The sequence below is a fragment of the Acidovorax sp. DMC1 genome (genome assembly GCF_056314325.1).
In genome coordinates this window covers 93,892-115,310 of record NZ_JBQUYO010000002.1, presented here as the reverse complement: position 1 = coordinate 115,310, position 21,419 = coordinate 93,892, and the positions used below count along the sequence as shown (strand labels likewise).

Here is a 21,419-nt window from a genome sequence, read left to right as displayed (position 1 = left end):
ATGCCCGTGACGCCCCCCTCTGAGACACCAACCGTGCATGGCATCGAGTTCCGGGATGTCAGCAAGCGTTACGGCTCGTCGCCCGACGCTCCGTTGGTGGTGGACCACATCAGCTTCAGCGTGCCGCGCGGCACGCTCACCACCATCCTCGGGCCGTCGGGCTGCGGCAAGACGACCACGCTGCGCCTGATAGCCGGGCTCGAATCGCCCACATCGGGCCGCATCTTTATCGACGGGCAGGATGTGACCCCCCTCGGCCCGGCGCAGCGCAATGTGAGCCTGGTGTTCCAGAACTACGCGCTGTTTCCGCACATGAACGTCATCGACAACGTGGTCTACGGCTTACACCTTTCGGGCCTGGGCAGTCAGCAGGTGCGCGAAAAGGCCCGCGCCATGCTCGACACCGTGGGCCTGCACGGCCTGGACCAGCGCAAGCCGCATGAGCTGTCGGGCGGGCAACAGCAGCGGGTGGCGCTGGCGCGGGCGCTGGCGCTGGAGCCCGCCGTGCTGCTGTTTGACGAACCCCTGTCCAACCTGGACGCCCGCCTGCGCCGCGCCATGCGCGAGGAGATTCGCGCCCTGCAGCAGCGCCTGAAGCTCACCGTGGCCTATGTCACCCACGACCAGTCCGAAGCGCTCGCCGTCAGCGACCAGATCGTGGTGATGGACCGGGGCGCCATCGCCCAGCGCGGCGCGCCCAGCGCGCTGTACGAGCAACCCACGTCCGAGTTTGTGGCCGGCTTCATGGGCGAGGCCATGCTGTTTGCTGCCCATAACCACGCGCCCAGCCCGGGCAGCATCGCAGCCACCGGGTATGCGCAGCTGGGCCCGCTGCGCGTGCCATCACCCGCCGCACTGCCCACCGGCCCGGTCAAGATCGCCGTGCGCCCGGAGGCCTGGGTGATTGGCCCGGCCACATCGGCGGGCCTGGCCGCGCGGGTCATCCGCTGCACCTACCTGGGCAGCGTCATGGAATACACCTTTGCAAGCGCCCTGGGCGCCATTTTTGTGGTGTCGCCCCTGGTGGAATTGCCGCTGGATGTGGGCGCCCCGGTCAGCCTGACGCTGGCAGACCATGGCGTATCCGTGGTGGCTGGATAAGGCGCGCGGCATTTGCTAGGTATGCGCACTGCATGCACCACGCCGTTTTGTTAACTCCCTGTTTGATGAGTCATGCCTCTGGACTACACCGTCGCTGTTTTTGACCTGGACAACTGCCTGATGGATGCGCGGGCGGTGGGCCCTTTGTTCGAGCCCGCGTTCGAGGCTGTGCGGCAAGCCAACCAGGGCGCGCTGAGCCCGCAGGCCCTGGACCAGGCGCTGCAGGCTTGCTGGTTCACTGCGTTCGACCTGGTGGCTGAGCGCCACCGTTTCACGCCGGCCATGCGCGCGGCCGGATGGGAACGTTTCAGCCAGATGGAAGCCACAGCACCGCTGCAGGGCTATGCCGACATCGGCCTGCTGCCTCGCATTCCGTTGCGGCGCTACCTGGTCACCAGCGGCTTTCGGCGCCTGCAGAACAGCAAGATCGATGCACTGGGAATCCGGGCCTGGTTCGAGCAAGTTCTCATCGACGCAATTGACGCGCCACCCACCGGTACCGGACATGGCAAGCAGGCCCTCTTTGAAAAGATCCTGGCCCGCGAGGGTTGCACGCCCCGCCAGATGCTGGTGGTGGGCGACAACCCCTTGTCCGAGCTGGCGGCCGGGCGCGCGCTGGGGGCCACCACCGTCCAGACCGTGCGGCCGGGTGTCGAGCCCTGGCCTCTGGCAGACCACCGGGTGGAGGGGCTGCAAGGGCTGCTGGCTCTGCTCTCGGCGGACGCACCGCGCGCCGCAGCGGATACGCCCCCAGCGGGTGCAGGCCAGAGGACTTGAAAGGAATCGGCGCCAAGTGTTAGTGGAATATGCGCTGATAGCTATTGAAAATATAGCAAATTATCGGGGTGCACCAGACGCACCACGCAGAGTCGGCAGAGATCATGGGAGACAATCGGCGCCCACCCTTGCCGACCTGGCGCGCTTTTCTCCGTGAACTCTCCTGTCTTCACCTCGCTGATCCCCGTTATCCTGTTCATTGCCATCGGCTTTTATGTGGGGCGGCGCGGCTGGATACGTGCCGAGTCCGTCAAGGACCTGGCCAACCTCGTGTTCATGGTGCTCACGCCCGCGCTGCTGTTCCGCACCATGAGCACGGTGCACATCGAAGACCTCAACTTCGGCCCGGTGGGCATCTACTTTGTGGCGTTTGGTGTGGTCTATGCCGCCACGCTGGCGGTGCAGGGCTTCAACACGCTGGGCGCCGCGCGGGCGCTGGCCAACACCTTCAGCAACACGCTGATGATCGGCGTGCCGCTGGTGGGCCTGGTGTTTGGCGAGGCAGGGCTTGTCACGCTGTTCACCCTGATCTCGGTGCACTCGCTCATCCTGCTGACGGCCGCCACCGTGGTGTTCGAGCTAGCGGCCGCGCGCGAACATGCCGGGCGCCCGGGCGGGGTGCAGCAGCCCATGTGGCGCACGGTGCTGCAGGCCATCCGCAACGGCATCGTGCACCCTGTGCCGCTGCCCATCATTGCTGGTTTGCTGTTTGCGCAGACCGGGCTGGTGGTGCCCGAGGTGGTGGGCAAGCCCCTGCAGCTGCTGGGCCAGGCGCTGGGGCCGATTGCGCTGCTGCTGGTCGGGGTGACGCTGGCATTCACCAAGGTCGGCCACCAGTTCAAGGCCGCGCTGCGTATTGCGCTGGTGAAGTGTGTGGTGCACCCGCTGGTGCTGGCCAGCATGGGCTGGGCGCTGGGCCTGTCGGGCATGCCGCTGGCCGTGATGATCGTCGCAGCATCGCTGCCCGTGGGGGCCAACGTGTTTTTGTTCTCGCAGCGCTACCGCGTGGCAGAGGAAGAGGTGACGGCCAGCGTGGCGGTGTCCACCGCCATGGGTTTGGTCACCATGCCGTTGGTGATTTTGGCGGTCACTCGCTGGGTCGCGGGCTGAGCCAGCGACCCAGGGCCCAGGTTCAGGTCAGGGCGCCAGCCGCTCCCGCACCCATTCGCCTGCGTCCAGCCGGTAGCGCAGCCGGTCATGCAGCCGGCTCTTGCGCCCCTGCCAGAACTCCCACTGGTCGGGCTTGAGGCGGTAGCCGCCCCAGTGCGGCGGGCGGGGCGGTTTCAGCATGAATTGCGCACCGTACTTGGCCGCATTGGCCACCAGCACGCTGCGGCCTGAAATGACCTGGCTTTGCGGACTGGCCCAGGCGCCGATGCGGGAGTCGAGCGGGCGGCTGTGGAAGTATTCGTCGCTTTCCTCGTCGCTGACCTTCTCCACCACGCCTTCGATGCGCACCACACGCTCCAGCTCCACCCAGTGGAACTGCAGGGCGGCATAAGGGTTGCCGGCAATCTGCCGGCCCTTGCGGCTGTCGTAGTTGGTGAACCAGACGATGCCGCGCTCGTCATAGCCCTTGATGAGCACGATGCGGGTGCTGGGACGCAGGTCGCTGCCCACGGTGGCCAAAGTCATGGCGTTGGGCTCGGGCACTTCGGCACTGATGGCCTCTTTGAGCCACTGGTCAAACTGCTGCAGGGGGGCAGCGTGCGAGGCGTCTTCGTTGAGTTCGGCGCGCTCGTAGCTCTTGCGGAGGTCAGCGATGGAGTTCGTGGTCATGGCCACGATTGTGCATCCCTCGTACCATGGCTCTTTGCCTTAGGGCAGGGCGCCGTAGTCATGCGCACGGGCTTTGGTAGTGGCCGAATTTGTGTTCGTTTATATTCCTGGTTCCGATGAAACCCAAAGACGACGAAAAGCAGCGCGCCATTGCCCAGGCCACCTTTGAACTGGTGGCCCAGCGGGGCCTGAGCGGCCTGACCCTGGCCGACATCGCCCGGGCAGCGGGTGTGGCCACAAGCACGCTGTACGTGTACTACCCGTCCAAGGACGAACTCATCAGCCAGCTGTACCAGGACGCCAAGACCGTCACGGCCGCGCGCATCATGGACGGCATAAAACCTGGCATGCCTTACCGCGCACGGGTGCGCCGCGCCTGGGGCAACTTGCTGCGGCACCGGCTGGACCAGTACGCCGAGGTGGTGTTCCAGGAGCAGTACTACAACTCGCCCTGGTTCACCCAGGGCAACCGCGAATTTTCGACCCGGCTGATGGCAGGTTTTTTTGCGCTGATGGAAGAAGGTCAGCAGCAGGAGATCCTCAAAGCCGTGCCCATTCCGCTGCTCACGGCCAGCCTGGTGGGCTCGGTGCGGGAGACCGGCAACCTGATCCGCACCCAGGTGCTGCCCGACGACGAGGCCGTGCACCAGATGGCTTTTGGGCTGTGCTGGGATGCCATCAAGGCGTAAATCGGGTCGCTGCAAAAACTTGGCTTTTGCGGTTTAATCGAATAGTTATTCTCTTAAAAAAACAAAGCGGCTCAACCTGTGCCCACGCCGCCCTACCGATTGCGCTGTGCTTTTGAGCGCTGACTTTCACCCCAAGGAGTCCCACGATGCCTACCCTCAATATCAACGGCAAAGACACGGCCGTGGATGCCGACGAATCCACCCCCATCCTCTGGGCCCTGCGCGACACGCTGGGCATGACTGGCACCAAGTTTGGCTGCGGCCAGGCGCTGTGCGGTGCATGCACTGTGCATCTGAACGGTGCGCCGGTGCGGTCCTGCATCACGCCCATCTCGGCGGCAGCGGGCCAGAAGATCACCACCATTGAAGCCATTACCGCCGACGACAAGGTGGGCAAGGCCGTGCACGCCGCCTGGGTGAAGCACGACGTGGCCCAGTGCGGCTACTGCCAGAGCGGCCAGATCATGAGCGCCACCGCGCTGCTCAAGGGCAAGAAAAAGCCCACCGATGCCGACATTGACGCTGCCATGGCCGGCAACGTGTGCCGCTGCGGCACCTACGTGCGCATCCGCGCCGCCATCCACGACGCTGCCAAGACCCTGGCCTGATTGAAGGAGACCACCATGCACTTCGAACCCCATGCCCTGCAGGGCCAGGCACAGCATTTCATGCCAAAACACCTCCAATCGCTAGTGGATAAAGCGCAAGGCGCTATCACTTCGGGAGCAATCGACGTATCGGACGGCGTGGCGCGCCGCACCTTCCTCAAGGTGTCTGCGGCCTCGGGCTTTGCACTGGGTGCGTTTCCGCTGGTGTCCGCGGCCCAGGGCGCGGCGGCTGCGGCGCCCACAGGCCTCAAGCCGCACGAACAGCCCTCGGCCTTTGTGCGCATTGATGCCGATGGCACCGTCACCGTCACCATCAACCGGCTGGACTTTGGCCAGGGCGTGCAGACCGGCCTGCCCATGATCCTGGCCGAGGAACTGGATGCCGACTGGAGCAAGGTGCGCAGCGTGCACGGCGACGCCAACCCGGCCTATGCCGACCCTGCGTTCGGCATGCACCTCACGGGCGGCTCCAACTCCATCAAGAACTCGTATACCCAGTACCGCGAACTGGGCGCACGCACCCGGGCCATGCTGGTCGGGGCGGCTGCCGCGCAATGGGGTGTGGACGCGTCGGCCCTGCGCACCAGCAACGGCTTTGTGGTCGGCCCCGGCGGCAAGAAGCTGGGCTACGGCCAGTTGGCCGAAGCCGCCATGAAGCAGCCCGTGCCCGAAAAGGTCACCTTGAAGGACCCCAAACAGTTCCGCCTGATCGGCAAGCCCACCGGGCGGCTGGATGCCAAGGCCAAGTCGAGCGGCCAGCAGGACTACGGCATCGACGTACGCTTGCCCGGCATCCTGACTGCCGTGGTGGCCCGCCCGCCCGTGTTTGGCGCCAAGGTGAAGTCGCTGGACGACAGCGCCGCCAAGGCCATCAAGGGCGTAAAGGCCGTTCTGCGCGTGCCCACAGACCGGGGCGGCGAGGGCATTGCCATCGTGGCCGACGGCTACTGGCCTGCCAAGCAGGGGCGCGACGCGCTGAAGGTGGAATGGGACACCAGCGCGGTGACCAAGCCCGACACCACTGCGCTGCTGGCGCAGTACCGCGAACTGGCCGCCAAGCCGGGCAATGTGGCCATGCAGGCCGACATGGCACCGCTGGCGGGCGCCCCCCACAAGATCAGTGCCGAGTTCGTCTTCCCGTACCTGGCGCATGCGCCCATGGAGCCGCTCAACTGCACCGTGAAACTGGACGGCGACAAAGCCGAACTCTGGATGGGCACGCAAATGCCCGGCCTGGACGCGATGGCCGCCGCCAAGACGCTGGGCCTGCAGCCGCAGAACGTCAAGGTCAACACGCAGATGGCCGGTGGCGGCTTTGGCCGCCGTGCCATCCCTACCAGCGACTACGTGGTGGAGGCCTGCGGCGTGGCCAAGGCCGCGCGCACTGCAGGCATCACCGCGCCGGTGCGCACGCTGTGGAGCCGCGAGGACGACATCAAGGGCGGCTACTACCGCCCCATGCATGTGCACCGCGCCGAGATCGGCTTTGACGCCAAGGGCAAGATCCTGGCGTGGGACCACACCATCGTCGGCCAGTCCATCACCAAGGGCTCGCCGTTCGAGGCCTTTATGATCAAGAACGGCATCGACGCCACGGCCATCGAAGGCATGAAAGAGCCCTACGACGTGCCCATGAAGCTGTCGGTGCACCACCCGGAGGTGAACGTGCCGGTGCTGTGGTGGCGCAGCGTGGGCTCCACCCACACGGCCTACGCCATGGAGACGCTGATCGACGAAGTGGCCCGCACTACCAAGCAAGACCCGGTAGCCTACCGTCTGGCCCTGATGGGCGACAAGCACCCGCGCCACAAGGCGGCCCTGCAGTTGGCCGTTGCACAGTCGGGCTACGGCAAGAAGAAGCTGGCCGCAGGCCGCGCCTGGGGCGTGGCGGTGCACGAATCGTTCGAGTCGGTGGTGGCCTATGTGGTCGAGGCGTCCGTCAAAGACGGCACGCCCAAGCTGCACAGCATCACCGCCGGCGTGCATTGCAACCTGGTGGTCAATCCCAAGAGCGTGGAAGCCCAGGTTCAAGGCGCCGCGCTGATGGGCCTGGGCACCTGCCTGCCCGGTGCTGCCATCACGCTCAAGGACGGTGTGGTGGAGCAGAGCAACTTCGGCGACTACGCCGTGGCCCGCATCACCGACATGCCGCAGGTGACGGTGCATATCGTGCCCAGCGCCGATCCGCCAAAGGGCATGGGCGAACCTGGCCTGCCGCCGCTGGCGCCGGCATTTGCCAATGCCATAGCGCAGATCACGGGCAAGACGCCACGCGAGCTGCCGTTCAAGCTGGCTTGATAAAGCTTGTTGGAATGAGAGCGCCGGGCTGGGGAAAGCCCGGCGCTTTTTTTATGACTCATCCACCGGCTTCAGTTCGGTGTCCACCACAGCATTGCTCTGGCTGTGTTTTGGCACGCAGCTTTCGGCCTACTTCAAGCGGCAGAGAAATGACTGCAATGCACCCAATACCATCATTGAATGGTGCGACGTAGACAACCAGAATCAAACGGCCATCTGCCCACGATGCGGCGTTCATGCAGTAGTTGGCTTCAATGGTCCGCCACGATGACGTGTGGTTGAGGACTATTCGCACATGCGCCTTCGGCGAGGATTGAGCTTCAGCTTTGGGCCCATTTCGGACCTATGATTTGACCATCTTGCAACCCAAAAGCAGCCACTCATGGATTAATTTAAGTGGTCAACATGGGCCGCCTTTTTCAGTGCGAGGTCACCTTTTGCGCTGCTTCATTTCGGAAGCAAATTGACGCGATAAGCCTTCGCAATCCGTCTGTTCGCAGTCGTACCACGAGCATTCTGAAAACGTGCAACCGCTGTTGAGGTTGTCTTTCATGAATCTACAGCCCTCAAATCGGCACTTTGCGAAGACACACCCGGCGAAGCTCGATCCACGAAAGAGGCAATTTCGGAATTCCACCTCGACGAACTTGGTCGTGCTGAACAGTCCCCAATACCAAGACGAATCACCGATACCGCAATCGCTCAGGATGCCCTCGAACGCTTTGCCTTCCATATCAATATTGGAAAAGGTGCAGTAACGAAAGACGTCGTTCTCCCAGCCCTTCGGGAGTTCGGAATTGCCGAAAAAATCGGTGCTTTCGTAGAGTGTAGCCATGGGCTCAATAGTAGCGATGACGCGTTGCCAGAAAGCCGTCCGTCGCGACCTTCCGGTAGTGGCCGATAGCTCTCGTTCGGCTACCGTCACTGAATGATTGCAACACAGCTATGGCGGTTACCCGTCTTTGATGAGCAGGGCCCGTTGCGCGCGGTCGGCGAAGGTTAGGTGTTACGCCATGGGTTGGCGGCGCTCAATACTTTAGCTCCACCCCCAGATCGCTCAGCTTTTTCGCAAAAGAGTCCCTGCGCTTTGCCGCCTTGGCCGCTGTCTCGGTGGCAGCTTGGATGGCCTTGGGGCCTTTATTTGCAGCGGCTTGAATTAGCCCGAATTTGTGAGCGGCATCTGCCTCAGCCCGCTTGAACGTGGCGATGAGTTCAGTATGTGCAATGAGTGGATTCACAGTAGCTCCCATAACAATCAGCGTCGTGATTCTTAAATTTGGACGTTGGCGCGAAGCAACGCTGTTCTCAATTCGCGCGTGGACGGTTTCGATAGATCCACCTTTTGTACTGCCAGATCGAACGAAGAGCCTGGCTTGATACAGGCGGGCACTATCTTTTTGGCCGGCAGCTTGGCAGGGTAGGTGCCTTTACCCGGACACATGCGAACGGAAAACCCGAATTCTTCCAGCAGGCCTTTTGCATACAGCTCCGCCAATTGGTGAAACGATACGAAGGTGGAGCGTTTTACGTCTTTGAGTCCGGGCTGGCTGACGTCGCGAACGAGCTCGAATTTGCCCAGTGAATCACGCTGTGTATCGGTAAAAGGATGCAGCAAGAAAGTCTGACGAACGCCATCCTTTTTGGACACCAAAGTGTGCTCGACGGTTATATCGGTTAGGAGCATATTTTTTCTATCTCCGCGAGGTGCGGTTTGTCCGGCTACATCCGCCGGCGAGCTTCACCCAAATTCGCAGATTTTGTTTTCAAACCCAGTTACCGGGGTGTGCAATGCGGGCAAAAATCACCCGCGGGGCCGGGACTTTAACTGAAGGGCCGCCCATGGCAGTTCCACATAGTGCACGGCAAACAAACCGGTTCGGGCCAAAAACTGCCTGCCAATAGTGGAGTGGTCAAGTGAAAGTTCGAAATCAGCCTGAGACCGTCTGTGGCGGTGCAGACCAACCCTATTGAATGAAAAGTGCTACCAGCGCTTTTCCGATAAGCGCTGACAGCTATCAATATTAAAGTGATCGACAGGATTGTTGGCGGCGCAGCCATCACTTCATTTGAAACTAGGCTGGTTGACTTTGCGCCCTGGAGACCCTCCGAGGAGCGTGCGCCGCAGTCCCTCAGCCTGTCCGCCGGTCCATGAGATGCTCTGGCCCCAGCGCTGCGCAGGTGGTGGCGCCCAGCATGGCCAGGTTGCGGTCCACCTCGGCGCGCAATAGATCAATGGCCGCTGTTACGCCCGCCTCGCCGTCCACTGCAGCGGCGTAGTTGAAGGGCCTCCCCACAAACACTGCCTGCGCGCCCAGTGCCAGGGCCTTGATCACATCGGTGCCCCGGCGGATGCCGCCGTCCAGCATCACCGTCATGCCGCTGCCCGCCTGCTCGACAATCGCGGGCAGCACGCGCAGCGGGGCCACGGCGCCGTCGAGCTGACGGCCGCCGTGGTTGCTGACGATGATGCCGTCCACCCCGTGCTGGCGGGCCAGGGCGGCGTCCTGCGGGCTGAGGATGCCCTTGACCACTAGCGGGCCGCGCCACTGGCGGCGGATGTGGGCGATGTGACTCCAGTCAAAGTGGTCGCGCGCGGCAAAGTCGCGCTGCACGCGCGAAGACAGGATGGGTGCGCCGCGCTCGGCAAACGAGTTTTCAAAATGTGGCATGCCGTGGCGTGCCAGCGTGCGCAGCAGCGTGCCCGCCAGCCAGCGCGGGCGCACCATGCCGTCCCACGCCAGGCGCAGGCTGGGGCGCAGCGGGGTGGAGAAGCCCGCGCGGATGTTGTTCTCGCGGTTGCCGGCCACGGGGATGTCCACCGTCACCACCAGGGTCTGCACGCCTGCCGCAATTACGCGCCACAGCAAGGCGTCGATGCGTTCCGGTGTGCCGGGCAGATAGGCCTGGAACCAGGTGCCGGGGGCCGCGGCCATCACTTCTTCCAGCCGGATGAGGGAGCTGCCGCTCTGCACGGCCGGAATACCCGCCGCTGCCGCCGCACGGGCCAGCACGATGTCGCCCCGGTAGGCCGACAGCGCTGCGATGCCCATGGGCGCGATCCCGAAGGGGCTGACGTAGCGCTGGCCGAACAGGGTCACGCCCTGGTCACGCTCGGCTACGTTGCGCAGCACGCGGGGGACGAGGGCGATCTCGCGGAACGCTTGGCGGTTGTCGTCCAATGCCTGGTTGTCCTCGGCAGCACCGGCCACGTAGCCAAAGATGGGGCGCGGCAGCACGCGGCGGGCGGCGGCTTCGAAGTCGTCCAGCGAGAGCAGATCAGCCGTGCGGCCGCTGCGGCGCGTGCCGTTGAAAGCGCCCCAGGCGTTGGGGGAGGGCGGTTGGGGTGTGGAGGAGGGGGTGGACATGGCGTGGTTTCAGGCAAAAGCAGACGGGGGCTGGAAAGCAGTGTCCTGAAACCGCAATAATCAAGAAAGCGAATTTATTGCGAATGATTTGTTCGCTAAATTAAAAATATATCTACGACATGACCCTCAAGCAGCTCGAAGCTTTCTACTGGGCCGCCACCTGCAGCAGCTTTGCCATGGCGGCCGAGCGGGTGCACTTGTCGGTGTCGTCCCTGTCCAAGCGGATTGCCGAGCTGGAGGCCTCGCTGGGCCAGGTGCTGTTTGACCGCGCAGGGCGCCGTGCGGCGTTGACGGAGGCAGGCACGCGGCTATTGCCACTGGCGGGTGGGTTGCTGCAGCAGGCGGACCGTTTGCAGCAGGAGATGGGTAGCACCACTGGGCTGCGCGGCCCCTGCCGACTGGGGGTGGGCGAGTTGACGGCAATTACCTGGCTGCCTCGTTTGGTCTCAGCCCTGGCGGCGGCGCACCCGGCGCTGGAAGTGTCTGTGCATGTGGATGTGGGCGCTGCCCTGGCGGAGCGGCTGGACAAGGGCGAGCTGGATGTGGCCGTGATTGCAGGCCCCGCCAGCCGCAGCGCGCTGACGTCAGTGCCGTTGGCGCATGCGCGCTTTGCTTGGTGCGCAGGCCCTGGCGTGGCACGCGACTTGCATCAGATGGATGCCGAGGCCGTGCAGTCGCACGCGCTGGTGACGCTGCCTCAGGGCTCGGGAGTGACCCACCTCATCGACAACTGGCTGCGACAGGCTGATGCCCGCCCCGCGCGCCGACTGGTGTGCAACCACTGGGGCGCGATTGTGGGCTTGCTGGCACAGGGCAGCGGCATTGGCTTGCTGCCCGAGGGCTGGGCGCAAGCCCTGTGCGAACGGGGTGTTCTGCAGCTGCTGACCAGCCCGGTGCCCCTGGGCTCGCTCGGCTACGCGCTCCATAGCCGGCGGGACGACCTGCGGCCCCTGGTGGGTATGCTGCACGGCATGGCGGCGCAGCACGCGGATTTCACGGTGGGGAGTGGCGCTTTCTGACGGCCTGATGCGCGGATGGCGGGCCTAGAATCGCGCTGACTGCACGCCGCAGCCGCCGGTCCCCGGAACCTGTTCAAGCGCAACCCCATGCTCCAACCCACCTCGCTCCCCGTAGTTCTGGTGCTGGCCTCGGGCCGGGGAGCGCGTTTTGCCGCATCCGGCGGTGCGGTGCACAAGCTGCGCGCGCCCCTGGGGGCAAAAACCGTGTTGGAGCACACCCTGGATGCCGTGCGCGCTAGCGGTTTGCCTTGGCACCTGGAAGACGCAGGCCACCCGGGCATGGGCGATTCGATCGCAGCGGCTGTGCGCGCCACGGCCCAGGCGCCCGGCTGGCTGGTTTTGCCGGGGGATTTGCCACTGATCCGCCCCGACACCTTGCGCACCATGGCCGCCGCGCTGGCAGACCCGGACTGCGCCGTCGCCATGCCGGTGTACCAGGGCGAGCGCGGTCACCCCGTGGGGTTTGCGGCTGCATGTTTGCCCAGCCTGCTGGCGCTGACTGGCGAGCAGGGCGCCGCCAGCGTGGTGCGTGCGCAAGCGCAGCAGGGCAGGGTACGGCAGGTGGAGGTGGATGACGCAGGCACGGTGACCGACATAGACACCGTGCAAGACCTGGAGCGCGCCGCACAGTTGCTGGCGGCGCGCGGGTAGTGGCGGCGAAGGCCGCTTTCCCTTTCCTTCACTTGGACGCGATCACCGCACAGGCCAGGCGCGGGCCTGCGTTGCCGGTGGGCTGGGTCTTGTAGTCGTCAGGGTCACGGTGGACGATCAGCCCCTTGCTGACGATATTGTTATCGGTGGAGCCCACGCGAATGGTTTTCGACTCGAAGTTGAAGGTGGCAACACCGTTGGCATCGGCCTTCAGACTGGGCAAGTCGCCCGTGTGGTGATCACCCATTCCGTGGTGGCCGTGGGCCTTGCCGCCGGGGTTGAAGTGGCCGCCTGTGCTCATGCCGTCGCCGCTGCTGCAGTCGCCCTTCTCGTGCACATGAAAGCCGTGCTCGGCATTGGGCTTGAGGCCGCTGATGGAGCCCGACACCTTCACCACGTCGCCCGACTGCACAAAAGACACGGTGCCTGTCGCTGTGTTGCCGCGCGTGGGCTCCAGCTTGGCGGTAGCACTGGGGCCCGAGGAATAGGCGGCGCAACCTGCCATGGCAAGCACAGCGATGGTCGACAGAGCGTATGCAAAACGAATCTTCTTCATGATTCCAACTCCTGCAGATGAATAAAAGAACGCGGTATTGAACCCGGCTTCAAGGCACAGTCTCACCAACCGCCGCATATGCGTCCAGCAAAAGTGTGCACTATGCCTCTTTTTGGGCCAGCGCGATCAACCGGGCCAAAGCCCGGTCATGGATGCCATGCTTTCGCAACTCGTCATAAGTGGCCTGGGCGTAGTCCCGCGTGGTGCCGTAGCGCCCGCAGGCCTCATCAAAGATGCGGCGGTATTCATGGTCAGGCAGCTCGCCTGTGTGGTTGGGGCTTTTGCGGGACAGGGTGAACGCCAGCGCACTCACCGGCCCCTCTGGTGTCTGGCAGGTGAGCCAGCGCGGGTCATACACGCCGGTGGGCATCTCGCGCTGCCACAGGTTGATCATCACCTGCCGCGCATGGGCCTTGTCTATGCGGAACACCATGCCCCGGCAGCTGCCGCCCGACAGCATGCCGAACACCAGGCCCGGGCACTCCGGCGTGCCCCGGTTGATACGGCTCCACATCTTCAGCGCCCGGTGCCAGCCGTGGACCTTGGCAGGGCGGCGCTCGGCATAGTCAAAATCCGGCCGCCAGATGAGCGAGCCATAGCCAAAGATCCACAGGTCCTGATGGCCGCCCCATTCCTGGAGGGCACGCTCCAGCATGGGCACCGGGTCTCGCAGTGGGGCGGGCAGATTCGTCATGGCTTCACTCTACAATCGAAAGCTTTGCTGCAATCGGCCAGGGCCTTGTTTTCGCACCCTCTGCAGGGCCGGCCAACCACTTTTTTCATCACTACAGGGATCCCTTCATGTCCAGCTCTGACGACGATAGCCAAGAACGTTTTGCCCTCGGTTTTCTCTTTGCACTGATTGCGTTGGTGATCTCCGTGGTGGTGGGCACCGTGGTGGTCAAGCGTCTGGGTGCCAAGGCCCCGGCACAGCCCGCAGCGGTGGTTGTGGACGCTGCTCCGGCCGCACCGGTTGCCGTCGAAGAAGACGTGGCCAGCGTGCGCGTTGAAAACGGTGTGGTGAAGTTCTACTTTGCCACCGCCAAGGCCGAACTGGCCGCAGGCGCCAACGAAGCCCTGGCCGATGTGGTCAAGGGTGTGGCCGAAGGCAAGAAGGCCGTTGTTTCGGGCTTCCACGACGCGACGGGCGACGCTGCCCTGAACGCTGAACTGGCCAAGCAACGCGCAGTGGCCGTGGCCGAAGCGCTCAAGGCCTTGGGCGTGACTGAAGACAAGGTGGAGCTGAAGAAGCCCGAAGAAACCACCGCGACCGGCAGCAACGCCGAAGCACGCCGTGTGGAAGTGACGCTGGGCGCCCTGTAAGCGCTGCCTCCTTCCCCAACAAAAAAACCCAGCAATGCCGGGTTTTTTCGTTGTCAAAATGGCCGCTTGCGCTAGTGGAGCATGCGCAAGCAGCTATCTATTTGATAGTAGAAATTACCGCAGCCCCTGGCCGCCTGCGCCTTCGGCGCGCTGGATCAACTCGATCTTGTAGCCATCGGGGTCGGTCACAAACGCGATCACCGTGGTGCCGCCCTTGACCGGGCCGGGTTCGCGCGTCACGTTGCCGCCCGCCGCCTTGATCTTCTCGCACGCCGCATACGCATCGGGCACACCCAGGGCAATGTGGCCGTAGGCCGTGCCCATGTCGTAGCTTTCCACACCCCAGTTGTAGGTCAGCTCGATCTCGGCCTGGCCGGGGTTACCGCCCTCAAAGCCCAAAAAGGCCAGCGAGTATTTGTACTCGGGGTTCTCGGACTGGCGCAGCAGCTGCATGCCCAGTACCTGGGTGTAGAAATCAATCGAGCGTTGAAGGTTGCCAACGCGCAGCATCGTGTGGAGGAATTTCATCCCTTCGATTGTGCAGGCAAGTCAAAAACCAGGCAGGTGGTGGTGGCGTGGGCGTACAACGTGCCGTCTGGCCCCACCAGGCGCGCCTCGGCCGTGGCCAACTGGCGCCCACAGTGGATCACGCGGCCCTCGGCACGCACCCGCTGCACCTTGGGCGTGATCGCCCTGACCAGGTTGATGCCCAGCTCGGCCGTGGTGTAGCCGCGCCCGGGCTCCATGCGGGTGTGGATGGAGCAGCCCAGGGCGGAGTCGAGCAGGGTGGCAAACCAGCCGCCGTGTACCGTGCCCATGGGGTTCAAGTGCTCTGCACGAGGCGTGCCCTGGAAGATGGCGATGCCTTCGCCCACTTCGACGATCAAGAAGTCCAGCGTCTTGGCAATGGCCGCGTAGGGCAGCTCGCCGCGCAGCATGGCCTGCATTTGCTGCAGGCCGTTCAGGTGGGCAATCTGGTCGCGGGTGGCCACGCCAGGGCCAGGGCCCGCATCCAGCGTCGCGAGGATGTCGCGCTCCTGCGCCAGCCAGTGTTCGAGGTGATTGTTGGAGGTCATGGTGTGTCCGGCTTGTTGACGGGGACGAAACTTTTAGATTGCATATGCAATTATTGCAGATACAATTAAATGCATGCAAGCCGAACCGTCCACCCTGGCCCCCGTGCTGCCGCAGGGCTGCACCAACTTCAAGCTGCGCCAGCTGATGCGCCGCGTCGCCAACCACTACGACGCCGAAATGGCGAAGTGCGGGCTCAAGACCACGCAGTACTCGCTGCTGTCCCATGTGCTCAAGCTGGGCCCGATCCGCCCAGGTGACCTCGCCACCGAGATGAAGATGGATGCCTCCACGCTCACGCGCAACCTGCGCCCGCTGGTGGATGCCGGCTGGGTGACGCTGAAGGCGGGCACGGACGCTCGCAGCCGCTTGGTCCACATCACCGACGCAGGCCGCGACAAACGCGCGGAAGCGCAGCGCCACTGGAAGGCCGCGCAACTGGCGCTGAATGAAACGCTGGGTGTGGAACGCGTGATGGCGCTGCATGCGCTGGTGGACGACTCACTCGATTTGCTGGCAGCGCTGCCAGCGCAGGAGGCAGGGCATGACGAATAACACGACCCCTCAAGCCGCAGCCAGGTCTGCCGCGCCACTGGCCCTGTGGCTGGTGCTGCTGGCCGCAGCAGGCACCTTTGCGATGACGATGGGCACGCGCCAGACCATGGGCCTGTTCCTGTCTGCGCTCAACACTTCCACGGACCTGGGCATTGGCAGCATCAGCCTGGCGTTTGCGTTTGGGCAGCTGTGGTGGGGCCTGACCCAGCCGTTTGCCGGGGCAGTGGCCGACCGCATCGGCACAGGCCGCGTGATCTTGCTGGGCGTGGCGCTGGTGGCGCTGGGCACGTTCATCACCCCGTACATGACCACCACCGCCGGACTGATCTTTGCGATTGGCGTGCTGGCCGCTGGTGGTGCGGGCATGGCCGGGCCGTCCGTGCTGATGGCGGCCACTGCGCGGCTGGTGCCGTTGCAAAAGCGCGGGCTGGCGAGCGGCATCGTCAATGCGGGTGGCTCGTTCGGTCAGTTTGTGATGGCGCCCATCGCCATCAGCCTGACGGCCGCCGTGGGCTGGGCTAGCGCCCTGCAGTGGCTGGGCGTGCTGGTGCTGCTGGCGCTGCCAGCGGTGTGGGTGCTCAAGGGCAACTCCAACGCGCTGGCGGCGCAGGCGGCTGCGGCGTCCGGCCAGAAGGCCTTGACCGCGCGCGAGGCCATTGCCCAGGCGCTTGCTACTCCTAGCTATCGGTACTTGGCGGCGGGCTTTCTGGTGTGCGGATTTCATGTGGCCTTCCTGGCTACGCACTTGCCCGGCGTGATTGCGGCCTGCGGGCTGTCGCCCGAAGTAGGCGGCTGGTCGCTGGCGGTGATCGGGCTGTTCAACATTGTGGGCAGCCTGGCCATGGGCTGGGCAGTGGGGCGCTGGCGCATGAAGTCGCTGCTGTCGCTGCTGTATGCGGTGCGTGGCCTGGCAGTGCTGATCTTCCTGTTTGCACCCAAGACGCCTGCTGTGGTGCTGATCTTCGCCGCCGTCATGGGCATCACGTTCCTGTCTACGGTGCCCCCCACGGCCGGACTGGTCGCCAAGATGTTTGGCACGGCCAACATGGCCATGCTGTTCGGCATCGTGATGCTGTCGCACCAGGTGGGTGGCTTCCTGGGTGCCTACCTGGGCGGCAGCGTGTTCCAGGCCACCGGCAGCTATGACTGGGTCTGGTACATCGACATCGTGCTGGCCCTGGGCGCAGCGCTGGTCAACCTACCCATCCGTGAAGCACGCCTGGCCCGGCCCGCCGCCACGGCCGCCTGAACAGCAACATCCCCTCTCCAAGAAAGCCATCGACATGACGCAGTCTCCGGCCAGCCACGCCTCGACAACCACAAAGCCCCCGATCTACCTGGAAGACTTGTCGGTGGGCGATCAGTTCACCAGCGGCGAACACGCCATGGACGAGGCGCAGATCACCGCGTTTGCCGCGCAGTTCGACCCGCAGCCCTTTCACCTGGACGACGCCGCAGCCCGTGACACTTTGTTTGGCGGCCTGGCTGCCAGCGGCTGGCACACGGCGGCAGTGACCATGCGCTTGCAGGTGACGAGCGGTCTGCCGATTGCGGGCGGCATCATCGGCGCAGGTGGCGAGCTGACCTGGCCCCGGCCCACCCGCCCCACCGACGTGCTGCATGTGGTGAGCGAGGTGGTGCAGATCCAGCCCTCCAAATCCAAGCCCGACCGTGGCATGGTCACCGTGCGCAGCGAGACGCGCAACCAGCATGGCGATGTGCTGCAGCTGACTACCGTGCGCATCGTTGTGCCACGCAAGCCTGCGGCCGGTGGGGCAGGGGCCTGATGTGACCGAGGCACTGAACCCGCGCACCCGCATGCTGCTGGAGGCGCCCATCGCGCCCACCTTGCTGCGGCTGGCCGCGCCCAATGTGCTGGTGATGCTGGCGCAGGCGGGTGTCGGACTCATCGAGACCTACTTTGTCGGCAAGCTGGGCACGGATGCGCTGGCGGGCATGGCGCTGGTGTTTCCGGTGGTCATGTTGATGCAGATGACTTCGGCAGGCGCCATGGGGGGCGGCATTGCATCGGCCATTGCCCGAGCCTTGGGCGCGCGGCGGCGCCAGGATGCCGATGCGCTGGTGCTGCATGCGCTTGCCATTGCGGCGGTGTTTTCGCTGGTCTTTACCGTGGGCGTGGTGGGAGGAGGGCGCTGGCTCTACACCCGCATGGGCGGCACCGGCGGCGCGCTGGATGCGGCGCTGGTCTATTCCAACTGGGTGTTTGCGGGCGCGTTTATGGTCTGGTTGTTCAACACGCTGTCGGCCGTGATCCGGGGCACGGGCAACATGGCTGTGCCGGCGTATGTCACGGTGCTGGGTGCGTTTGTGCTGGTGCCGCTGTCGCCGCTGTTCATCTTTGGCTGGGGCCCTATGCCCGGCCTGGGCATTGCCGGGGGCGCCATTGCGCTGATGGCTTATTACCTGATCGGCAGTGTGGTGCTGGCCGCCTATCTGTGTTCACCGCGCAGCCTGCTGCGGCCTTCGCTGGCGCATATCCGGTTTCGCTGGGTGTTGTTCAAGGACATCCTGCGGGTGGGGCTGGTGGGTACGGTGTCTACCGTTGCGACCAATCTGGCGATTGGCGTGACCACCGCATTGGTGGGTGGTTTTGGCACGGCGGCCATCGCGGGATACGGCACCGCATCGCGGCTGGAGTACCTGCTGGTGCCGCTGGTGTTTGGCCTGGGCGCACCGCTGGTGGCCATGGTGGGCACCTGCATCGGTGCAGGCCAGCGCGAGCGCGCCTTGCGCGCCACCTGGATCGGCGCGGCCATGGCGTTTGTGATGGCCGAAGCGATTGGTCTGTGGGCGGCGGCTTTTCCCAGTGCGTGGCTGTCACTGTTCAATAGCGACCCCGCCATGCTGGAGGCGGGTGCGCTGTATCTGCGCACCGTCGGTCCGGTGTACGGGTTTTTTGGCCTGGGACTGGTGCTGTACTTTGCCTCGCAAGGGGCAGGGCGCCTGCTCTGGCCCGTGATCGGCAACATCGTGCGCCTGGCGGTGGCCGTCACCGGCGGCTGGCTGGCACTACGCTGGGGCGGTGGACTGGCTGCCGTGTTTGCGGCGCAAGGGGCAGCGCTGGTGCTGTACGGCCTGGTCAACGCCTGGGCGATTGCTGGCGGCGCCTGGTTCGGCCCGGTCGGCTGGCCGCGCAGCACCTCAGGGCTGCTGCAGCGCATGCCACAGGTCTGAAAGTCATAAAAATAGCCGCTAGCGCTAGTGGATCATGCGCTGGAAGCTATCAAAAAAGGAGTGGTCGAAAGTGCGTCAGACCGGCACGGTGTAGTTGAGCGTCATGCGCCCGCCGTCCACGGTCACGATCTCTCCGGTCACATAGCTCGCCGCGTCGCTCGCCAGCCAGGCCACCACATCGGCAATCTCGGACGGCTCGCCCAGCCGCTTCATGGGCGTGCGGCTCATGATCTTGTTCTTGGCCTCATCGCTGGTCAGCACCGCCTTGGCGGCCAGTTCGGTGGCGATGGTGCCTGGAGCCACCGCGTTCACGCGGATGTTCTTGTCGGCCAACGCTAGCGCCATCACGCGCGTGAGCTGGTTCACGCCGCCTTTGCTCACGTTGTAGCTGGAGATGTTAGGAATGGTCAGTACGCCGTTGACTGAACTCATATTGACGATGGCGCCGCCACCCGAAGCAACCATCGCCCGCGCCACCGCCTGACCGACCAGGAACGAGCCCTTGAGATTGACCCGCAACACGGCGTCAAAGTCGGCCTCGGTTACCTCCAGAAAATCTGCCGCGCGGAAGATACCGGCGTTGTTAACCAGCACGTCGATGGGCCCGTGGGCGGCCAGGGTCTGGGCCACCAGCGCATCTACCTGCGATTTATCGCCCACATCGCAGTGGACGTACAGCGCACCCAGTTCCTGCGCCAGTGCCTGGCCGCGCGCATCGTCCACATCCACGATCACCGGCTTGGCGCCTTCGGCCGCAAAACGGCGGATGCAGGCCTCGCCAATGCCTTGGGCGCCACCCGTGACGATGCAGACGCGATCACGAAGGCCGAAGTGGATGTGGGATGTGGAGGGGGCTTGTGTGGGAAGTGTCATGGGCGGTTATGGTAGCGGCATGGACGGATGACAGAGGCCAGAGAGTCCAGATTGAGCGACGAGATACAGTCATGGGACTCACTATTTATTAGATACGATGTATATTATGTAAAATTAAAATTTCGAAATACGTTTGTTGAAGTACAGGTGTTGGTGCCGAAGGAAATTCAGAACCGCGTGGCAATGGCAATGGCAATGCGTAAAACTGCCGAAAATTTGTAGTTCCGACAGGTCCGCATGGACAGCATGCAGCGCAAACGCACCAGCGGAAACCAGTACGTCGCGCCCATTCGGCGCGTCAGATCAACACAAAATCTGCGGCCAGCGTTGCGGGGTGCGTTGAACTCCCCAGCAAAGCAATCTGAACGGCGGCTACTCCCCCCGCGCCGTCAGCGTCGTAAGAGAGAACGCCTGTCACGCTGCTGTAGGTGAGATTGGCGCTCAGGCCCACCGTATCCCCAACTACGCCCAGGCCCGCATAGATGCTTGTAGACAACGCAATGACATCAACGCCCGACTGAAAGTCAGTGATCGTGTCCACATTACCCACACTGGGTGCTGTAGAAAACACAAAACGGTCAGAACCTGCGCCGCCGGTCAACGTATCCTTGCCCAGCCCCCCCACAAGAGTGTCGTTGCCTCCTTGGCCGCTGAGCAGGTTGGCTCCGTCCCCGCCCGTGAGCAGGTTGCTGTCGCCACTGCCGGTCAAGTTCACGTTCAGCGCGCTGACAACCGTAGCGTTCTCCACATTCGCCGACAGTACGTAGGTGCCCGTCGTCGTGAATTCCACCTGTACGCGATCGACCCCCTCCGAAACGGCTTCCACGATCACGTCGCTGGCCATGTTCACGATGTATCTGTCATCCCCTGCTCCGCCCACCAGGCGGTCTCCGCCTGCTCCTCCATCCAGTGTGTCGTTACCTTCGGCACCCGTGAGGGTGTTGGCACCAGCGTTGCCGGTCAGCCAGTTGGCCAGGCTGTTGCCTGTGATGCCAACTGAGGCAGTCGAGGTCACGATGGCGTTTTCCAGGTGGGCGCTTAGCGTATACGTACCCGAAGCTAGGTTCACTCGCACCAGGTCCGTGCCGTTGTCCACCGTCTCCACAATCACGTCTGCCGCTACGTCCACCTCGTAGGTGTCGTTGCCCGAGCCGCCTTCCAACGTGTCGTTGCCCGTCCCGCCGATCAGAGTGTCGTTGCCGTCGAGACCGATAACCCAGTCGTTTCCCGCCAGCGTGTTGAAGTTGTCATCGCCTGTGGTGCCGATCACAGTGTCGGCGTAGGCGGTGGCAGAGTTTCCAAGAAGCTGCACCAGTGTGCGTGTGACGGCACCGTCAAACACGAAGTTCTCAACACCACGGGTAGTCACTATCTGGCCTGTGCGGGTGAGGATCACGTCAGTGGCGGTTCGACTGACGATGTAGTCCCCTGGATTACCCAGCAGGATTGCCGTGTCATCGCCGGTCCCACCGTCCAGCGTATCCTTGCCCAGCCCCCCCACAAGAGTGTCGTTGCCTCCTTGGCCGCTGAGCAGGTTGGCTCCGTCCCCGCCCGTG

The 21,419-nt window shown here is 64.0% G+C and carries 24 protein-coding genes; 13 read left to right on the top strand and 11 right to left on the bottom strand.

Annotated elements, in window-relative coordinates; genetic code table 11:
* The 3 genes from ACT531_RS04965 to ACT531_RS04955 all read left to right on the top strand — a co-directional run bounded on the left by ACT531_RS04965 (window position 1) and on the right by ACT531_RS04955 (window position 2,988).
* On the top strand, window positions 1-1,101 hold the full coding sequence (locus ACT531_RS04965) for an ABC transporter ATP-binding protein (RefSeq protein ID WP_476016696.1): 1,101 nt from the start codon (window positions 1-3) through the stop codon (window positions 1,099-1,101).
* A 72-nt stretch (window positions 1,102-1,173) separates the two neighbouring features.
* Window positions 1,174-1,878: an HAD family hydrolase gene (locus tag ACT531_RS04960; protein WP_476016695.1), complete on the top strand. Its 705-nt coding sequence runs from the start codon at window positions 1,174-1,176 to the stop codon at window positions 1,876-1,878.
* A gap of 153 nt (window positions 1,879-2,031) precedes the next feature.
* Complete coding sequence (locus ACT531_RS04955) at window positions 2,032-2,988, top strand: AEC family transporter (protein WP_476016694.1); 957 nt, start codon at window positions 2,032-2,034, stop codon at window positions 2,986-2,988.
* A gap of 27 nt (window positions 2,989-3,015) precedes the next feature.
* Here the strand turns inward: ACT531_RS04955 and pdxH are convergent, their stop codons facing one another.
* Complete coding sequence (pdxH, locus tag ACT531_RS04950; RefSeq protein WP_209819643.1) at window positions 3,016-3,657, bottom strand: pyridoxamine 5'-phosphate oxidase; 642 nt, start codon at window positions 3,655-3,657, stop codon at window positions 3,016-3,018.
* 116 nt (window positions 3,658-3,773) lie between these two features.
* On the opposite strand from pdxH, the gene ACT531_RS04945 reads away from it, so the two are divergent.
* From ACT531_RS04945 to ACT531_RS04935, 3 genes are all read left to right on the top strand, one after another.
* Window positions 3,774-4,346 (top strand): TetR/AcrR family transcriptional regulator, encoded by a 573-nt coding sequence (locus ACT531_RS04945; protein ID WP_309824178.1) that lies wholly within the window; start codon window positions 3,774-3,776, stop codon window positions 4,344-4,346.
* Between the two features lie 146 nt (window positions 4,347-4,492).
* Window positions 4,493-4,954 (top strand): (2Fe-2S)-binding protein, encoded by a 462-nt coding sequence (locus ACT531_RS04940; RefSeq protein ID WP_476016693.1) that lies wholly within the window; start codon window positions 4,493-4,495, stop codon window positions 4,952-4,954.
* A 15-nt stretch (window positions 4,955-4,969) separates the two neighbouring features.
* On the top strand, window positions 4,970-7,252 hold the full coding sequence (locus ACT531_RS04935; RefSeq protein WP_476016692.1) for a xanthine dehydrogenase family protein molybdopterin-binding subunit: 2,283 nt from the start codon (window positions 4,970-4,972) through the stop codon (window positions 7,250-7,252).
* A gap of 430 nt (window positions 7,253-7,682) precedes the next feature.
* On the opposite strand, the gene ACT531_RS04930 is transcribed toward ACT531_RS04935, so the two are convergent.
* The 4 genes from ACT531_RS04930 to ACT531_RS04915 all read right to left on the bottom strand — a co-directional run bounded on the left by ACT531_RS04930 (window position 7,683) and on the right by ACT531_RS04915 (window position 10,617).
* Window positions 7,683-8,087 (bottom strand): pentapeptide repeat-containing protein, encoded by a 405-nt coding sequence (locus ACT531_RS04930; protein ID WP_476016691.1) that lies wholly within the window; start codon window positions 8,085-8,087, stop codon window positions 7,683-7,685.
* Between the two features lie 193 nt (window positions 8,088-8,280).
* Entirely contained in the window at window positions 8,281-8,490 is a 210-nt protein-coding gene (locus ACT531_RS04925; RefSeq protein WP_476016690.1) for a hypothetical protein, read from the bottom strand.
* 32 nt (window positions 8,491-8,522) lie between these two features.
* The gene (locus ACT531_RS04920) at window positions 8,523-8,936 is read right to left on the bottom strand and encodes a hypothetical protein (protein WP_476016689.1); all 414 of its coding nucleotides are present in this window, start codon (window positions 8,934-8,936) and stop codon (window positions 8,523-8,525) included.
* 445 nt (window positions 8,937-9,381) lie between these two features.
* Window positions 9,382-10,617, bottom strand: a complete 1,236-nt coding sequence (locus tag ACT531_RS04915) for an alpha-hydroxy acid oxidase (RefSeq protein ID WP_476016688.1) — start codon at window positions 10,615-10,617, stop codon at window positions 9,382-9,384.
* 119 nt (window positions 10,618-10,736) lie between these two features.
* Between ACT531_RS04915 and ACT531_RS04910 the strand changes: the two genes are divergently transcribed.
* Window positions 10,737-11,636, top strand: coding sequence for a LysR family transcriptional regulator (locus ACT531_RS04910; protein ID WP_476016687.1), 900 nt, complete (start codon window positions 10,737-10,739; stop codon window positions 11,634-11,636).
* A gap of 87 nt (window positions 11,637-11,723) precedes the next feature.
* Complete coding sequence (locus ACT531_RS04905) at window positions 11,724-12,287, top strand: nucleotidyltransferase family protein (RefSeq protein ID WP_476016686.1); 564 nt, start codon at window positions 11,724-11,726, stop codon at window positions 12,285-12,287.
* Window positions 12,288-12,315: 28 nt separating this feature from the next.
* Here the strand turns inward: ACT531_RS04905 and ACT531_RS04900 are convergent, their stop codons facing one another.
* Complete coding sequence (locus tag ACT531_RS04900; RefSeq protein ID WP_476016685.1) at window positions 12,316-12,843, bottom strand: superoxide dismutase family protein; 528 nt, start codon at window positions 12,841-12,843, stop codon at window positions 12,316-12,318.
* 100 nt (window positions 12,844-12,943) lie between these two features.
* The gene (locus tag ACT531_RS04895; RefSeq protein WP_476016684.1) at window positions 12,944-13,537 is read right to left on the bottom strand and encodes a gamma-glutamylcyclotransferase; all 594 of its coding nucleotides are present in this window, start codon (window positions 13,535-13,537) and stop codon (window positions 12,944-12,946) included.
* A gap of 107 nt (window positions 13,538-13,644) precedes the next feature.
* Here ACT531_RS04895 and ACT531_RS04890 point away from each other — a divergent pair, with 107 nt between their 5' ends.
* Window positions 13,645-14,166 carry an OmpA family protein gene (locus ACT531_RS04890; RefSeq protein WP_209819653.1) on the top strand — a complete coding sequence of 174 codons (522 nt, stop codon included), beginning with the start codon at window positions 13,645-13,647 and terminating at the stop codon, window positions 14,164-14,166.
* A 114-nt stretch (window positions 14,167-14,280) separates the two neighbouring features.
* Here the strand turns inward: ACT531_RS04890 and gloA are convergent, their stop codons facing one another.
* Together gloA and ACT531_RS04880 are read right to left on the bottom strand one after the other, a co-directional pair.
* Window positions 14,281-14,694, bottom strand: a complete 414-nt coding sequence (gene gloA / locus ACT531_RS04885) for a lactoylglutathione lyase (protein ID WP_476016683.1) — start codon at window positions 14,692-14,694, stop codon at window positions 14,281-14,283.
* A complete protein-coding gene (locus tag ACT531_RS04880; protein ID WP_422849595.1) occupies window positions 14,691-15,242 on the bottom strand; it encodes a PaaI family thioesterase in 552 nt (183 codons plus the stop codon). The genes gloA and ACT531_RS04880 overlap by 4 nt, the downstream gene beginning before the upstream one ends.
* Window positions 15,243-15,315: 73 nt before the next feature.
* Between ACT531_RS04880 and ACT531_RS04875 the strand changes: the two genes are divergently transcribed.
* From ACT531_RS04875 to ACT531_RS04860, 4 genes are read left to right on the top strand one after another with little or no spacing between them, the layout of a single operon-like run.
* Window positions 15,316-15,795 carry a MarR family winged helix-turn-helix transcriptional regulator gene (locus ACT531_RS04875; RefSeq protein WP_476016682.1) on the top strand — a complete coding sequence of 160 codons (480 nt, stop codon included), beginning with the start codon at window positions 15,316-15,318 and terminating at the stop codon, window positions 15,793-15,795.
* Complete coding sequence (locus tag ACT531_RS04870) at window positions 15,785-17,044, top strand: MFS transporter (protein ID WP_476016681.1); 1,260 nt, start codon at window positions 15,785-15,787, stop codon at window positions 17,042-17,044. The genes ACT531_RS04875 and ACT531_RS04870 overlap by 11 nt, the downstream gene beginning before the upstream one ends.
* A gap of 34 nt (window positions 17,045-17,078) precedes the next feature.
* Window positions 17,079-17,582 carry a MaoC family dehydratase gene (locus ACT531_RS04865; RefSeq protein ID WP_476016680.1) on the top strand — a complete coding sequence of 168 codons (504 nt, stop codon included), beginning with the start codon at window positions 17,079-17,081 and terminating at the stop codon, window positions 17,580-17,582.
* A gap of 31 nt (window positions 17,583-17,613) precedes the next feature.
* On the top strand, window positions 17,614-18,990 hold the full coding sequence (locus tag ACT531_RS04860; RefSeq protein ID WP_476016992.1) for an MATE family efflux transporter: 1,377 nt from the start codon (window positions 17,614-17,616) through the stop codon (window positions 18,988-18,990).
* A 75-nt stretch (window positions 18,991-19,065) separates the two neighbouring features.
* Here ACT531_RS04860 and ACT531_RS04855 read toward each other — a convergent pair whose 3' ends face one another.
* A complete protein-coding gene (locus tag ACT531_RS04855; RefSeq protein WP_476016679.1) occupies window positions 19,066-19,863 on the bottom strand; it encodes an SDR family NAD(P)-dependent oxidoreductase in 798 nt (265 codons plus the stop codon).
* Window positions 19,864-20,161: 298 nt separating this feature from the next.
* Window positions 20,162-21,419 (bottom strand): calcium-binding protein (locus ACT531_RS04850; RefSeq protein ID WP_476016678.1); only part of this gene is annotated, 1,258 nt, incomplete at its 5' end.

Coding starts and splice junctions, on each gene's coding strand:
- ACT531_RS04965 (WP_476016696.1), top strand. CDS start 1: ATGCCCGTGACGCCCCCCTCTGAGACACCAACCGTGCATGGCATCGAG.
- ACT531_RS04960 (WP_476016695.1), top strand. CDS start 1,174: ATGCCTCTGGACTACACCGTCGCTGTTTTTGACCTGGACAACTGCCTG.
- pdxH (WP_209819643.1), bottom strand. CDS start 3,657: ATGACCACGAACTCCATCGCTGACCTCCGCAAGAGCTACGAGCGCGCC.
- ACT531_RS04945 (WP_309824178.1), top strand. CDS start 3,774: ATGAAACCCAAAGACGACGAAAAGCAGCGCGCCATTGCCCAGGCCACC.
- ACT531_RS04940 (WP_476016693.1), top strand. CDS start 4,493: ATGCCTACCCTCAATATCAACGGCAAAGACACGGCCGTGGATGCCGAC.
- ACT531_RS04935 (WP_476016692.1), top strand. CDS start 4,970: ATGCACTTCGAACCCCATGCCCTGCAGGGCCAGGCACAGCATTTCATG.
- ACT531_RS04930 (WP_476016691.1), bottom strand. CDS start 8,087: ATGGCTACACTCTACGAAAGCACCGATTTTTTCGGCAATTCCGAACTC.
- ACT531_RS04920 (WP_476016689.1), bottom strand. CDS start 8,936: ATGCTCCTAACCGATATAACCGTCGAGCACACTTTGGTGTCCAAAAAG.
- ACT531_RS04915 (WP_476016688.1), bottom strand. CDS start 10,617: ATGTCCACCCCCTCCTCCACACCCCAACCGCCCTCCCCCAACGCCTGG.
- ACT531_RS04910 (WP_476016687.1), top strand. CDS start 10,737: ATGACCCTCAAGCAGCTCGAAGCTTTCTACTGGGCCGCCACCTGCAGC.
- ACT531_RS04905 (WP_476016686.1), top strand. CDS start 11,724: ATGCTCCAACCCACCTCGCTCCCCGTAGTTCTGGTGCTGGCCTCGGGC.
- ACT531_RS04900 (WP_476016685.1), bottom strand. CDS start 12,843: ATGAAGAAGATTCGTTTTGCATACGCTCTGTCGACCATCGCTGTGCTT.
- ACT531_RS04895 (WP_476016684.1), bottom strand. CDS start 13,537: ATGACGAATCTGCCCGCCCCACTGCGAGACCCGGTGCCCATGCTGGAG.
- ACT531_RS04890 (WP_209819653.1), top strand. CDS start 13,645: ATGTCCAGCTCTGACGACGATAGCCAAGAACGTTTTGCCCTCGGTTTT.
- gloA (WP_476016683.1), bottom strand. CDS start 14,694: ATGAAATTCCTCCACACGATGCTGCGCGTTGGCAACCTTCAACGCTCG.
- ACT531_RS04880 (WP_422849595.1), bottom strand. CDS start 15,242: ATGACCTCCAACAATCACCTCGAACACTGGCTGGCGCAGGAGCGCGAC.
- ACT531_RS04875 (WP_476016682.1), top strand. CDS start 15,316: ATGCAAGCCGAACCGTCCACCCTGGCCCCCGTGCTGCCGCAGGGCTGC.
- ACT531_RS04870 (WP_476016681.1), top strand. CDS start 15,785: ATGACGAATAACACGACCCCTCAAGCCGCAGCCAGGTCTGCCGCGCCA.
- ACT531_RS04865 (WP_476016680.1), top strand. CDS start 17,079: ATGACGCAGTCTCCGGCCAGCCACGCCTCGACAACCACAAAGCCCCCG.
- ACT531_RS04860 (WP_476016992.1), top strand. CDS start 17,614: ATGCTGCTGGAGGCGCCCATCGCGCCCACCTTGCTGCGGCTGGCCGCG.
- ACT531_RS04855 (WP_476016679.1), bottom strand. CDS start 19,863: ATGACACTTCCCACACAAGCCCCCTCCACATCCCACATCCACTTCGGC.